We start from the raw sequence: 14393 nt of genomic DNA on the forward strand, positions 1-14393 counted from the left end.
ATGCACGTGCCGGTCCAGGCCATCGATCGCGAGATCTGGCGCGGCGCGGTCGCGTCCGAAGGGACGCGGCTGATACCGGAGGAGACGCCGCTGGCGCTGACCTATAATGGCGGCACCTATGCCGTCATGATGGGCACGCCGCAGAACCTCGAGGATTTCGCCGTCGGCTTCAGCCTGGACGAAGGCATCATCAAATCGGTCGACGACATCAAGTCGCTCGATGTGGTTCGCCTCGACGACGGCATCGAGCTGCGCATGTGGCTGGCCTCGGACGACGCCGCACGCATCAGCGAGCGCCGCCGCCACATCGCGGGTGCCACCGGCTGCGGCATCTGCGGCATCGAGTCCATTGCCGAAGCGGTGCGGCCTGCCGGCGTGGTGCCGCAGGGGCAGACCTTCACGCCGGATCAGATCATGGCGGCGATGCAGGCCATCGCGCCGCTGCAATCGATCAATCTGCAAACCCGCGCGGTCCATGCCGCCGCATTTTGGTCTACGACCGGCAACATCGTCGCGCTGCGCGAGGATGTCGGCCGCCACAACGCGCTCGACAAGCTCGCCGGCGCGCTCGCGCGCAGCCGCACCGACGCGGGTTGCGGCATGGTGCTGCTCACCAGCCGCGTCTCGGTCGAGATGGTGCAGAAGACCGCCGCGATCGGCGCGCCGGTGATGGTCGCGGTCTCCGCGCCCACCGCGCTCGCGGTGCGCACCGCGGAAGCCGCCGGCATCACGCTGATCGCCATTGCCCGCCAGGACGGGTTCGAAGTGTTCTCGCATGGCGGCCGGATCGTTGCCTGCCATGCCACGGAGTTGCCGATGTCGCCTGACCGCCTGATCTACATGGCCAACCAGATCGGCAAGTTCTTCCAGAGCCAGGGCCACGACAAGGCCGTGCCAGGGATTGCCGAGCACATCAGGAAGTTCTGGGATCCCCGGATGAAGCGCGCGATCTTCGCCCATCTCGATGCCGGCGGCGTGGGGCTCGAGCCGAACGTGCGCGAGGCCATCACCGTGCTGAAGCAGACGACGTCCCTCCCAGCAGCGTCCTGAACACGCGCCGCACCTCGCTCTGCGTCTCCTTCACGCGGGCCTCAAGCGCAGAGAAATCCGGCGCATCGCCGGCGCGTGTCATGACGCGCTGAAGATCGGTGCCGGCGGTCTCAGGCTTGAAGCGGTCGCTGACGCAGAGCCGCAGGATCTGCGTCAGATCGTGATAAAGCCGCGCCGCGGCACGCAGGATCTCGGTCTCCGATTGCGAAAGCACGCCGAGCCTGCATGCATTTTCCAGCACCTGCAGGGTGCTGACGTCGAGGATCCCCGGCTTGTCGTGAGCGTGCACGAGCTGGAGATATTGCGCGATGAAGTCGATATCGACCATGCCGCCGGCGGCATATTTGAGATCCCAATGGTCGCTCTCGCCCTTCTCCTGCGCGATGGCATGCCGCATGTCGGCAACGTCGTTGGCGGTGGTGACGGGATCGCGGCGGCGGGTCAGGACATCGCGGATCACGCGCTCGATCCGCTGGCGGAATTCACTCGACGCCGACACCACGCGCGCGCGCGTCAGCGCCATGTGCTCCCAGGTCCAGGCCTCGTTGACCTGGTAGTCGGCGAAGGAGACGAGGCTCGAGGCCACGGGGCCGGCACGCCCGGAGGGGCGCAGCCGCATGTCGATCTCGTACAGCACGCCGTAATTGGTGCGGGTCGTGAAGGCGCTGATCAGGCGCTGGGTGAAGCGGGCGAAATAATGCGCACCCTGGAGCGATTTCGGCCCGTCCGAGTCCGGCTCGTCGCTATCGAAATCGTAGAGCAGGATCAGGTCGAGATCGGACGAGGCCGTCATCTCGCGGCTGCCGAGCCGGCCCATCGCGATGATCGCGGTCTCCTGGTCCTTGATGCGGCCGTGCTGGGCGGCGAAACGATCGGCGACCAGACCGTGCACGGTGTGGACGATGCCTTCGGCGACGTCGGCAAAAGCCGTGCTCGCCTGCTGCGCCGACACGGTGCCGGACAGGATACGCGTGCCGATCAGGAACAGACTCTCTTGCCCGAACAAGCGCAGGCGATCGAGGAACTCCTCGTATGAGCCGGCGTCCTGCACGGTCGCCGCGAGCCGTCCCGACAATTCCTGCTTGTCCGGCATTGCGCCGAAGAAGCGCGGATCGATCAGCCCGTCCATGAGCTGCGGCTGCCGCGCCAGCATCTCGCCGAGCCGCGGCGCCGCGCCCAGCACTAAGGCCACCAGCGCGACGAGATCGCGGTTCTGTCCGAGCAGCGTGATCAGCCGGCCGCCGCGCTGAAGCGCCTGGAGGAAATGGTCGAACGCCACGACGGCGCGATCCGGCTCTTCGGCATGGGCGAGACCATCGATCAGGGCCGGCACGAACTCGACGAAGGCGCCTCGCGTCTGATCATTGCGGAACACGCGATAATCGCCGGTGATCCAGTCGCGCACGGTCTGCGCAACCGCGGCAGGCTTCTTGAAGCCCAGCGAGGTCAGATATTGCAGCAGGCGCGGATCCTCGGGACCGGCGCTGTAATCGAGCGCCGGCAGCTTTGCCGTGCCGGTCGGATCGTCGCCCTCGAACAGTTTCTCGTAGTGTCCCTGCACGATCTCGAGCTGGCGCAGCAGGTCGCGCGCAAAGGCTTCGCGATCCGGATAGCCGAAGAAGCGCGCGAAGCGCTCGACCGATTCCTTGTCCTCCGGCAGCGCATGGGTCTGCTCGTCGGCGATCATCTGGAGACGGTGCTCGACCCGTCGCAGGAATTGATACGCCGTGCTCAGTTCGTCACGCGCGGCGGACGTGATCCAGTTGCTGGAGGCGAGAATGTCGAGTGCGGCGAGCGTCGGCCGGACCCGCAATTCAGGATGGCGGCCGCCCGCGATCAGCTGCTGGGTCTGTGCGAAGAACTCGATCTCGCGGATGCCGCCGCGCCCGACCTTGACGTTGTGCCCTTCGACCGCGATCTCGCTCTGGCCGCGATAGGTCTGCATCTGCCGCTTCATGTCGTGCACGTCGGCAAGCGCGGCGAAGTCGAGATGCTTGCGCCAGACGAATGGCGCGATCTCGGCGAGCAGCGCCTCGCCCGCCTTGGGGTCGCCGGCGCAGGCGCGCGCCTTGATCATCGCGGCGCGCTCCCAGGTGCGCCCTTCCCGCTCGTAGTAATTCAGCGCGGCCTCGCGCGAGATCGCCACCTGGGTCGAGGACGGATCCGGGCGCAGGCGCAGATCGACGCGGAAGACGTAGCCGTCATAGGTGCGCTGCTGGAGGAGGCGCGCCATGCCTTGCGTCAGGCGGACGAAGAACGGCTGCGGCTCGATGTCCGGCGCGAGCGTCGTGGCTTCGGGATCGAAGAAGACGATGAGATCGATGTCGCTGGAATAGTTCAGCTCGCCCGCCCCCATCTTGCCCATCGCGAGCACGATCAGGCCGCAGCCCTCTTCAGGGGCTTCCGGATTGGGCGGTGAGAGCTTGCCACGTGCGGCTTCCTGCCGCAGCAGATACTGGAGCGCCGCCTGCACCGAGGAGACCGCGACGTCGGTCAGCGCCGCCGTCACCCGCATCACCGGCCAGACCCGGCCGATGTCGCACAGCGCGGTCAGCAGAGCCGCCTCCGCCTTCATGCGGCGGAGCAGACGCATCACCTCGGCTTCGTCGCCCGCGGCGAGTACCGCGCTCCTCGCCTCCGCGATCAGCGCAGGAAGATGCGCATCCGGATCGCATTCGAGCAGGCGGATCAGGCGCGGCGCATCGGCGCGCACCAGATCGAGCAGATAGGGCGAGAATTCCGCAATGCCGGCCAGGATATCCCGCGCGAAGGGATGGCTCAGCAATCCCTCAATACGAGTCGATTGTGCCGGCTCAAGTTCCGCCAGCCAGCTCTCAAGACGTCGTTCGTCGGTTGCGGAAGCGGCAATATGGGGAGCCTCCGCGAAGCGGGTCGCGAGGCTCACACCAGTCTTGTCCGCGTTTCCCGGCGCGGAGTGGTTCATGCCACCTTCTGTGGCATATCCGGCAGCGGAGGAGCAACCCTGTCGCCCGCGCCCGTGCGCGTCGGCAGCACCAGCGTGGCGACGAGGCCGGGGTTGGCATCGCCCAGCCGCAATTCGCCGCCATGAAGTGTCGCAACCGCGGCAGCCAGGCTAAGGCCGAGGCCTGAGCCCGGCAGCGTGCGGCTGGCTTCGAGCCGCACGAATCGCTCGACGACATGCTTGCGGTCGGCTTCGGGAATACCGGGGCCGCGATCGGTGACGCCGAGCAGCACCTGGTCGCCCTCGCGTTTCGCCTCGATCGTGATCTGCCTTGCGTCCATGCTGACCACGGTTCCCGCCGCCTGCACGGCCGGCTTGCCGTATTTGATCGCGTTCTCGACCAGATTGGCGAGCGCCTGGCTGATCAGTTCGCGGTTGGCATGAATCGGCGTCGGCTCGGCCTTCACCTTCAAGGTCATACCGTCGTCCTCGGCGAGCGGCTCGTAGAGCTCGTGGATGCCGGCCGCGACTTCGGCCGCGTCGAAGTCATCCATGTTGCCGCGCGCCTGGCCGGACTCGGCGCGCGCGATCATCAGCAGCGCGTTGAAGGTGCGGATCAGCCCGTCGGATTCCTCGATGGTTCGTTCCAGCGCGGCGCGGTAATCGGCCTCGCAGCCCGATTTCGCCAGCGCTTCCTCGGCGCGGTTGCGCATGCGCGTCAGCGGCGTCTTGAGGTCGTGGGCGATGTTGTCGGAGACTTCCTTCAGCCCCGCCATCAGCGCCTCGATCCGCTCCAGCATGGCGTTGAGGTTCTCGGCGAGGCGATCGAGCTCGTCGCCGCTGCGCCCGACCGGCAGGCGTCCGCTGAGATCACCGGTCATGATGCGCTGGGCCGTGCCGGTCATGGCGTCGATACGGGTGAGCACGCGGCGTGCGACGAAAATGCCGCCGCCAAGGCCCAGCACCACCACGATCAGGACCGACCATTGCGCCGCCTTGGCGACGATGCCGAACAGCCGTCGCCGCTCGGCGAGATCGCGGCCAATCAGGAGCCGGAAGCCGTTTTCGAGTTCGGTGACGCGCACCAGCGCGCGGTGGTCGCGGTCGTCGGCATCCTCGATGCGGCGGTAGGCGGTCTCGGACCAGCCGCGCGTCGCCATCACGCCCGGCGCCAGCGAGCCGACATTGCCGGCGATCGCCTGCCCGGTCGGCGTGGTCACGAGATAGAGGTTGGCGCCCGGCCGCAGCGCCCGGTATTCGATCGTGCGCACGAGGACGAACATGCCGCGACGGCCGTAGATCTCCTCGATCTCCGAGGTCTCGGCATTGACCGTCTGCGTGATCTCCTCGGTGATCAGCCGCCGCGTATTCCAGGCGAAATAGCCGAGCAGCGAGGCCGCGAACATCGCGAACAGCAGCAGATAGACCAGCGTCAGCCGAAACGCCGTGGTGCGGACGAGTTTACCGAATGCCGTCACGGATCATGTATCCGGCGCCGCGGATCGTGTGCAGCAGCGGCCGCTCAAAACCCTTGTCGATCTTGGAGCGCAGCCGCGAGATGTGCACGTCGATCACGTTGGTCTGCGGATCGAAATGATAGTCCCAGACGTTCTCCAGCAGCATGGTGCGCGTCACCACCTGGCCGGCATGCTTCATGAGGTATTCGAGCAGGCGGAATTCGCGCGGCTGGAGCGTCAGCTCGTCCTTGCCGCGGGCGACGCGGTGGGAGAGCCGGTCGAGCTCGAGATCGCCGACGCGATAAAGCGTGTCCTCGGCAGGTCCTCCGCGGCGGCGCGACAGCACCTCGACCCGGGCGAGCAGCTCGGCGAAGGAATACGGCTTTGGCAGATAATCGTCGCCGCCGGCGCGGAGGCCCTTGATGCGGTCGTCGACCTGTCCGAGCGCGGAGAGAATCAGCACCGGCGTGGTGTTGCCCTTGTCGCGCAGCGCGCCGATCAGCGACAGCCCGTCGCGCTTGGGCAGCATGCGGTCGACCACCAGCACGTCGTAATCGCCGTTCTCGGCCATGGCGAGGCCTTCCTCGCCGTCGGCGGCGTGATCGGCAATGTGACCGACTTCGCGAAACGCCTTCACGAGGTAGTCGGCGGATTCGCGGTCGTCTTCGATGATGAGGAGGCGCATCGTGCGTTCAGCGGCGGTCAAGGGGGTCAACCTTCTATGAACATGGCGCGAGCGGCAATCGCATGCAAGCCAAGCGAAAGAGACTTGGGTGGGCAAAGGGCGGGCGGTGAAGCTGGGGGGACTTCACCGCCCTAGGCCTTCCGACGGAGGGGGGCGTAATTCCACCGGAAGGTAGGCTGGGGAAGCAATCGTTGCGCTGCTCCCCCGAGGAGCGTCGGCGGCGGGGGCGACTGATGCCGGCGACACCCCTCATCTCGTAGGCCTCCTGGCCCTCAGCCCTTGGCGATGGGCACTGCGACGAAGCGCGACTGGCCGCCGCTCTTCACGCGCATCAGGACGCTGTTCTTGTTGTCGGTCCGCGCCGCGTTGATGGCGTCCCGGACTTCGCCGGCAGTGGCCACGCTCTTGCCGGCGACCTCGAGGATCACGTCGCCTTCCTTGAAGCCGCGTTCGGCCGCGGCGCTCTTCGGGTCGACTTCGGTGACGACGACACCTTCCTTGCCGGCGCCAGCCACGGAATTGGCAGGCGCAACGGTCATGCCGAGCTTGGGCACGTCGGTGCCTTTGGTGGCGCCCTTGCCGCTATCGTTGTCGGTGTCCGCCTTGGCCTCGACCGTGTTCGGCAGCTGGCCGAGGGTGAGGCTGATGACCTTGTCCTGCCCCTTGTGCAGCACGTTGAGCTTCACGGTCGCACCGGGCGCCATGCCGCCGATGGTGCGGGCGAGCTCACGGGCGTCCTTGACGGACTCGCCGTTGACCGCCGTGATGACGTCGCCGGATTCGATCCCGGCCTTCGCCGCCGGACCGTTCGCCTGCGGCTCGGCCACCAGCGCGCCTTCGGCCTTCTTCATGCCGAGGCTGTCGGCGATGTCCGACGTCACGGGCTGGATCTGCACACCGATCCAGCCGCGGCTGACCGAGCCCTTGTCCTTGAGCTGGGCCACCACGCTCTTCACGGTGTTGGCGGGAATCGAGAAGGCGATGCCGACGCTGCCGCCGGAGGGCGAATAGATCGCTGTGTTGACGCCCATCACCTCGCCCTCGGTGTTGAAGGCCGGACCGCCGGAATTGCCCTTGTTCACGGGCGCGTCGATCTGGATGAAATCGTCATACGGACCGTTGCCGATGTCACGGCCGCTGGCCGAGACGATGCCGGCGGTCACGGTGCCGCCGAGGCCGAAGGGATTGCCGACCGCGAGCACCCAGTCGCCGATCCGCGGCTTGCCGTCGGCAAGCTTGGCGAACGGGAAGTTGGTGCCGCCCTCGACCTTGATCAAGGCGAGGTCGGTGCGCTGGTCGGTGCCGATCACCTTGGCGGTATAGGTCTTGCCCTCATCGGTGGTGACCTCGACCTTGTCGGCGCCATCGACGACGTGGTTGTTGGTCACGGCATAGCCATCAGCCGAGATGAAGAAACCGGAGCCTTGGCCCTGCACGACGCGGCCGCGGCCGCCTTTCAGGCCCGGGAAGCCATCCGGACCGCCGAAGCGGCGGAAGAAGCGCTCCATCGGCGAGCCCGGCTGGAACGGCGACTGTGCGTCGTCGCCATCATCGTTGCTCGCAGTTTTCTCCTTGATGTTGACCTTCACGGAAATCACCGACGGCTTCACGCGCTCGACGATGTCGGCGAAACCGACCGGACGCTCGACCTTGCGAACCTCGTTGTTGACCTGCGCATGGGCCGGGCTGGAGAACAGGTCGGCCGGCGACACCGACGGGCTGAAGCCGTAAACGGCAGCGCCGAGCCCGGCGGCGACCGAGGCCATCAGCGCAATCTTGCGCGCGGAAAACACCGACCGGCGCGGCTGCCGGTAGGACGGGAGGTTCGAGAGGTCGATACGGTCGGTCATGCAGATATCTCCAGGGCCTTGAAATCCATCTGGTGCCGGATATGGGCACCTTTACGGATCTGAAGATGGGGACTTCCGCCTTACCGCGCGCTGGCGGCGGGGTTAAACTTTTGTAATGGAGGCGCGCTGCCGATGCGGCAGTTTAACGCAGGCCAAAAGTCGTGGTTCTTTAGGAACTTAACCGAAGTTCCCGGATAGGCCGACAGCGCGCTTTTTCACCGTTTTCAGCTCGCCCGAACGCTGGTCAGGACGGTTTCGCGTCGTCCGACATCAATGCCGCGAGACGCGCTTCTTCCTCAGGCGTGAGCGGCGGAGCTGGTAGATCCGCACCGCTTTTCGCGCGCCGGCGGATTTGCAGCCATAGCGCCAGGCCGCCGCCGATCAGCAGCAGCGGCGCGAGCAGCCAGAGCAGCATGGTGTGCCGCTCGAAGCGCGGCTTGAGCAGCACGAATTCGCCGTAGCGCGCCACCAGGAAATCGAGCACCTGCGAATTGCTGTCACCGGCCGCGATGCGCTCGCGCACCAGCAGGCGCAGGTCGCGCGCGAGCGGCGCGTCGGAATCGTCGATCGACTGGTTCTGGCAGACCATGCAGCGCAGCTCGCGCGACAAGTCGCGCGCGCGGGCCTCCTTCGCGGGGTCCGACATGATCTCGTCGGGCTGCACGGCGTGCGCCGCCGGCCCAGCCAGCAGCATCAAGGCAACGAACGCAGCCATCATCCGTCGCATCAAGATCACTCCGCGGGCTGGAGGCGCTGCCTGGCCCGCGCCGGTTTCGGCGCGCCAACCCGCAGGCGGCGGTCGGACAGCGACAGCACGCCGCCGAACGCCATCAGCACCGGTCCCCACCAGATCAGCAGCACCAGCGGCTTGTGATAGATGCGGACCGCGATCGCGCCGTCGGCGGTGGCGTCCCCGAGCGAGACGTACAGCTGGCTCGCGCCGCGGGTCAGCAGCGCCGCCTCGGTCGTCGAGGAGCCGCGCGTGGTAAAGCTGCGCTTCGACGGCGTCATCACGCTGATCGCCTCACCATCACGGCTGACGTTGAACTCGGCGATCATCTCGTGGTAGTTCGGACCCTGCCGCGAAAACAGGCCGTCGAGCTTGAGGTCGTAGCCGGCGACGTGGGCGACGTCGTTCTGCTTCATGGTCGCGATATATTCGCTGTTCCAGGTGGTCTCGCAGACGATGCCGATCAGCGCGACACCGAGGCCGGCATGCGCGAAGGCCGTGCCCCAGGCCGAGCGCGGCAGCCCGCGGGCACGGTGGATGGCCGTCGCGAACGGCAACCGCACGAGGCCCGTCCGCTCGACGATGTCGGTGACGGCGCCGGCGATGACGAAGATGCCGAGCCCGATCGCGAGCGGCGCCAGCGTCGCACCGCCGCTCGCCCAGCCCCAGGCGATGGCCACCGCGACCAGGCCGGCTACACCGGCCGCGAGCAGGCGCTGCGTCACGCCGAGCAGGTCGCCACGCTTCCACGCCAGCATCGGGCCGCACGGCACGGCGAGCAGCAGCAGCGCGAACAGCGGGACGAAGGTGAGATTGTAGAAGGGGGCGCCGACCGACATCTTGAAATCGGCCAGCACTTCCATCGCCAGCGGATAGAGCGTGCCGAACAGCACGACCGCGCAGGCCACGGTGAGCAGCAGATTGTTCAGCACCAGCGCGCCTTCGCGCGAGATCGGCGCGAACAGGCCGCCCTGCTTCAGCGAGGTCGCCCGGCCGGCGAACAGCGACAGGCTGCCGCCGATGAACATGCAGAGGATCAGCAGGATGAACACGCCGCGGGTCGGATCGGTCGCGAACGCGTGCACCGAAGTGATGACGCCCGAGCGCACCAGGAAGGTGCCGAGCAACGACAGCGAGAAGGTCAGGATCGAAAGCAGGATGGTCCAGACCTTCAGCGCGTTGCGCTTCTCCATCACCAGCGCCGAATGCAGCAGCGCAGTGCCGGCGAGCCACGGCATCAGCGAGGCGTTCTCGACCGGATCCCAGAACCACCAGCCGCCCCAGCCGAGCTCGTAATAGGCCCAGTAGGAGCCCATCGCGATGCCGAGCGTCAGGAAGATCCAGGCGACCAGCGTCCACGGCCGCACCCAGCGTGCCCAGGCCGCGTCGATCCGTCCCTCCATCAGCGCCGCGATGGCGAAGGAGAACGAGATCGAGAAGCCGACATAGCCGAGATAGAGCATCGGCGGATGCACGGCGAGACCGACGTCCTGGAGCACCGGGTTGAGATCGCGCCCCTCGATCGGCGGATTGACGATGCGCAGGAACGGGTTCGAGGTCATCAGGATGAAGAGATAGAAGGCGCTGGCGATCCAGGCCTGCACCGCCAGCACATGCGCACGCAGCGACAGCGGCAGATTGTTGCCGAAGGCCGCGACGAGACCGCCGAACAGCGCCAGGATCGAGACCCACAGCAGCATCGAGCCTTCATGGTTTCCCCACACGCCGGTGATCTTGTAGATCAGCGGCTTCATGGAGTGAGAATTCTCGTAGACATTCGCGACGGAGAAATCCGAGTTCACATGCAACGTCACCAACGCAATGAACGATGCGCCAACGAACAGCAGCTGCGCCAGCGCGGTGGAGCGCGCTACGTTCATCAGCGCGGCATCGCGCAGGCGCGCGCCGATCAGCGGCACGATGGACTGGATCAGCGCGAGGCCAAGCGCCAGCACCAGCGCGTAATGTCCTGATTCCGCGATCACCGCACCGCTCCTTGCGGGTTGCCCTGCGCCGTCGTCGCCGCAGGCTTGCTGCCACCGGAGGCCTTGACGTTTTCAGAAGGCTTGGCGCCGTAATCATCCTTCCAGTGGCCCTGCTTCTTCAGGGCATCGGCGACGTCCTTGGGCATGTAGGTCTCGTCATGCTTGGCGAGCACGGTGTCGGCCTTGAACACGCCGTTGCCATCGAGCGCGCCTTCGGCGACGACGCCCTGCCCTTCGCGGAACAAGTCGGGGAGGATGCCCTTGTAGGCGACGGGCAGCTTGGCATTGCCGTCGGCGACCTCGAAGGTCACCGCGAGATTGTCGCCGCGCTGAAGCGAGCCGGGCTGCACCAGGCCGCCGAGGCGAAACCGCTTGCCCGGTGCGACGTGCTTCTCGGCGACCATGGTCGGGGTCGAGAAGAACACAATGGAGTCGCGCAGTGCATTGAGCACCAGCGCGGCCGCGAGCGCGAGCACGGCGAGCGAGCCGCCGATAATGGTCATGCGTCGCTGCTTGCGGGTCATGGCGTGTCCGTTCTCCGTCCCAATATCGTCATCCGTCGAGCCCGAGCGTCTTGAGGCCCTCGTTGAGCTGGCGCAGCCGCTCGGCGTCATTGGCGACGGCCTGGCGGGCGTCGGTCGAGGCGCCCTTCGCCTTGTCGCGGTCACCCATCACGAGATAGGCCCGCACCAGGCGCAGCCAACCCTCGACGTCGTCGCCGTTCTGCTTGAGGCGCGTGGCGAGACGCTCGACCATGCCGCGGATCATCGCGTTGCGATCACCCTCGTTGATGTCCTTTGACGCGGCAATCGTCTCGTCCGACAGCGCGGGCATCGTGCCCCCGCCGCTGACCCGCGCCAGCGAGGACTGCACCAGCGGACGCCACGGCGCATCGGCCGGCGCCTTCGCCAGCAGTGCGCGCCAGATGTTGGCGGCATCGTCCTTGCGGCCGTCCTGCTCGGCGGCAAGGCCGAGGAAATAGTTCGCCTTGGGATCGTCGGCGTTGAGCGCATGCGCGCGTTCGAACTCGCTCTTCGCCTCGGCGGTTACAACGCCGCTCGCGGCCGCCGCGATCGCTTCGCCGAGATCCGACCGCCGCTCCGCACTCTCGCCGTTGTAGGCGAGCGAGTTGCGATAGGCGCGGACCGCATCGTCGAAACGGCCGAGACGTTCCAGCACCGGTGCGAGCACGTTCCAGCCGCGCCCGTCCGTTGGATTCTTTTCCAGATGTTGCTCGACCTGCAGGACGAGGTTCTCGAGCGGCTGCGCCATGCCGGTGCCCGCCCCGCGCTCCCGCTGCGCGAGCGGAAAGTCGCGCAGCAGGGGCGAGCCGAGCGGCATGTAGACGCCGATCGCAACCAGCGGCAGGCCGACGAGCGCCAGCACGGCCGCCGCGCGGCGCCATTTGAGGTTCGGTTTCGGCTCCAATGCGGGCTCGCTGGCGGCCGCAGCGAGCAGCCGGCGGCTGATCTCGACGCGCGCGGCTTCGGCTTCGGGCGCAGCGACCAACCCTGCAGCGAGATCGCGCTCGATCTCGGCCAACTGGTCCTTGTAAACCGCGACCTCGCTGCCCTGGGTTTGGCTATTCTGATCCTGCGCGCGTCCGCTGCGGCCGAGCGGCAGGAGCACGGCGAAAATCGCCGCGACCGTCATCAGCGCGAACACGAACCATAGCGTCATCAGGCAAGCTTCCGGCAGCGCGCCACCCGCGCCCATAGCTGGCTTTACACCACGGCCGGACGATGCGGCAATTGACAATTGTCAATTCGGCGCGACCGCACATAGTCCCGAAACGGTGAAAATCCAACGACTTAGCCGATCTCGAAGTCGGCGCTTTGCGCGGCGTTCTCGCCGTGGCCGTTGAAGGCCCGCAGGAAGTATGTTCCAGGCTCGATGGCGTCGGGCAATCTGATGCGCAACGCCCCGACGGGAACGGGCGATGCAACCCTGGTGACCGTCTCAGACAACTGCCGCCCGCTTGCCTTCTCGACCAGCACCACCTTCGCGCCGACCATCAGCCGTTGATATTTGGCAACAATGACGCGGTTCTCAATCTCGATGGAGCTGATAAAGGGTTTCATGCGCCCACAGATAGAAATTTCCAAGACTTGCATCGCGACCGTAGGGCTCGCCACGGGCAGCGTCAACCACAAATTGTGATTACACAAATATGCGCTTGGATCAGCTTGCGCGCGACGATTTGCGCTCGCCAGTGGCTGCGTTCTCCGCGGCGCGGCTCATCAGCGAGGCGTAATCGTCGCCGAACAGCACCTGGCAGAAGCGAATCGCGGCCTGCACCTGCTGTTGCCGGTAGGTACGGACCTTGTGATCGGCGGCGCGCAGCGATTGCACCAGCTGCTCGGTCGAGCGCTCGACATATTGCTGGAGGTCGGAATAGGTGCGCAGCGTCACCTCGTTGATTGCAAGCTCGCTGGCATAGTTGCGGCAGGTCGCGACGAAATCGATCAGCGCCGCGGTTTCCTCGACCTCGGTGCTGTCGATCCGCGCCCCCGGCGGGATGTCCTTCTCGGGCCGCTGGCGCAGGATGCGGCGGACCCGGCCCGGAACGCTATCGATCTCCGATTGCAGCGCATTGGAGATGTCGGCCCGGATCGAGGTCAGCTGCTTGCCCCAGGCCGAATCGTTGCGCAGATCGAGCTCGGTGCGCAGCCCGCGCACGCCGTCATGCAGCGCCTTGAGGTTGTCGGCGACATTGTCGAAATAGCCGCGCTTGATGTCCATGCGCAGGATCGCAGCAACGCAGGACAGATCGTGCAGAGCTATCGTGACCGCGACACCATAAGGCGTCGCCGCGACGCGGATCTCGTCGTCGGAGGCGGCCATCTTGATGGCGAGGCGGATGATCTGCCAGGGCGCGGCCATCCGCTGCGCCACCATCGACAGGGCGAAAGGCAGCATCTGCGGCGTCTGGAGCACGGGAATGTTGAGCGCCGCCGTCACCGAAGCGATCTGGGGCTCGCCGAAGGCGCGCAGAAAGCGCGGCAGCTTCTCGTTCAACGAGGCGATGGCCTCCCGGACCTGGAGCACCGCTCCGATCGAATAGAGGTCCTCGATCACATTGGGCGGGCCGACGCGCGCGAGCGCGCGCGATTTGTCGCCGCCGCCCGGACCCGTCAACTCGAGGATGGCCTCGGCAGCCACAGCCTGGAGCTTGTGCGCGAGCGCCTCGACCTGCCCTCCTGCATCCGCCGGCATGCGCGCCAGCGCCGCCTCGAATTCATTGACCTTGTCCGGGGCACCGTCGCGGCCGAGCCATTGCCAGATCGGATGCAGCGAGGAGCGGCGGATCTGCCCGACCCGGATCGGCACGCCCGCCTCGACCAGGAACGGTTCCAGCGCCTGGAACAGCAGCCGCGACAAATCGTCGGTTCGCGCCGGCGGGGCTTCGTCGGCTTCGCTCTTGCGCACGATCTTGCGCAGCTGCTCGAGCACGAGGGTCGCCACCGCCGTGTCCTGGCCGCGCTCGAGCGCGCGCTCGAACTCCCGCATCAGCAGCGCCTGCGACTGCGGCGGGAGCTGCGCGAGATATTCCCTCAGCCGCTCGATTGATGTCTGGCTCATGCGCCCGGTAATGCACGGTAAAATGGCGGACGTGGGATGCGTCCGGGCGCGATCATAGGAGACTGCGCCTTAAGAAGCGGTTGAGGACGTTGGCGCGAATGCCCCGATCCGCTCTGCGGACCGGCCTTCCT

Annotated in this window: 11 protein-coding genes and 1 pseudogene; 2 read left to right on the forward strand and 10 right to left on the reverse strand. The window is 66.7% G+C overall.

The genetic code is table 11. From position 1 onward, the window contains the following. A pseudogene (fdhD, locus tag ACVWY3_RS17480) lies at positions 1 to 813 on the forward strand (formate dehydrogenase accessory sulfurtransferase FdhD); the annotation flags it as partial. Positions 814 to 840: 27 nt separating this feature from the next. Further along, the gene (locus tag ACVWY3_RS17485) at positions 841 to 1050 is read left to right on the forward strand and encodes a formate dehydrogenase subunit delta (RefSeq protein ID WP_456843391.1); all 210 of its coding nucleotides are present in this window, start codon (positions 841 to 843) and stop codon (positions 1048 to 1050) included. Here the strand turns inward: ACVWY3_RS17485 and ACVWY3_RS17490 are convergent. The 10 genes from ACVWY3_RS17490 to ACVWY3_RS17535 all read right to left on the reverse strand — a co-directional run bounded on the left by ACVWY3_RS17490 (position 1007) and on the right by ACVWY3_RS17535 (position 14262). Further along, positions 1007 to 3994: a bifunctional [glutamine synthetase] adenylyltransferase/[glutamine synthetase]-adenylyl-L-tyrosine phosphorylase gene (locus ACVWY3_RS17490; protein ID WP_456839568.1), complete on the reverse strand. Its 2988-nt coding sequence runs from the start codon at positions 3992 to 3994 to the stop codon at positions 1007 to 1009. The two genes, ACVWY3_RS17485 and ACVWY3_RS17490, sit on opposite strands and share 44 nt — an antisense overlap. Then, positions 3991 to 5451 (reverse strand): sensor histidine kinase, encoded by a 1461-nt coding sequence (locus ACVWY3_RS17495; protein ID WP_456839569.1) that lies wholly within the window; start codon positions 5449 to 5451, stop codon positions 3991 to 3993. The genes ACVWY3_RS17490 and ACVWY3_RS17495 overlap by 4 nt, the downstream gene beginning before the upstream one ends. After that, a complete protein-coding gene (locus ACVWY3_RS17500; RefSeq protein ID WP_247275851.1) occupies positions 5435 to 6115 on the reverse strand; it encodes a response regulator transcription factor in 681 nt (226 codons plus the stop codon). The genes ACVWY3_RS17495 and ACVWY3_RS17500 overlap by 17 nt, the downstream gene beginning before the upstream one ends. A 272-nt stretch (positions 6116 to 6387) precedes the next feature. Further along, a complete protein-coding gene (locus tag ACVWY3_RS17505; protein ID WP_456839570.1) occupies positions 6388 to 7965 on the reverse strand; it encodes a Do family serine endopeptidase in 1578 nt (525 codons plus the stop codon). A gap of 244 nt (positions 7966 to 8209) precedes the next feature. Beyond that, on the reverse strand, positions 8210 to 8692 hold the full coding sequence (locus ACVWY3_RS17510; RefSeq protein ID WP_456839571.1) for a cytochrome c-type biogenesis protein: 483 nt from the start codon (positions 8690 to 8692) through the stop codon (positions 8210 to 8212). A gap of 5 nt (positions 8693 to 8697) precedes the next feature. Then, entirely contained in the window at positions 8698 to 10680 is a 1983-nt protein-coding gene (locus ACVWY3_RS17515) for a heme lyase CcmF/NrfE family subunit (protein ID WP_456839572.1), read from the reverse strand. Further along, positions 10677 to 11204, reverse strand: a complete 528-nt coding sequence (gene ccmE, locus ACVWY3_RS17520; RefSeq protein ID WP_456839573.1) for a cytochrome c maturation protein CcmE — start codon at positions 11202 to 11204, stop codon at positions 10677 to 10679. Before ccmE ends, ACVWY3_RS17515 begins: the two co-directional genes overlap by 4 nt. A 28-nt stretch (positions 11205 to 11232) precedes the next feature. Further along, positions 11233 to 12360: a c-type cytochrome biogenesis protein CcmI gene (gene ccmI / locus ACVWY3_RS17525; RefSeq protein WP_456839574.1), complete on the reverse strand. Its 1128-nt coding sequence runs from the start codon at positions 12358 to 12360 to the stop codon at positions 11233 to 11235. 131 nt (positions 12361 to 12491) lie between these two features. Beyond that, positions 12492 to 12761, reverse strand: a complete 270-nt coding sequence (locus ACVWY3_RS17530) for a hypothetical protein (RefSeq protein WP_456839575.1) — start codon at positions 12759 to 12761, stop codon at positions 12492 to 12494. Between the two features lie 100 nt (positions 12762 to 12861). Beyond that, the gene (locus ACVWY3_RS17535; RefSeq protein ID WP_456839576.1) at positions 12862 to 14262 is read right to left on the reverse strand and encodes a hypothetical protein; all 1401 of its coding nucleotides are present in this window, start codon (positions 14260 to 14262) and stop codon (positions 12862 to 12864) included. Positions 14263 to 14393 lie beyond the last annotated feature (131 nt).

Source organism: Bradyrhizobium sp. USDA 4486 (assembly GCF_054057995.1).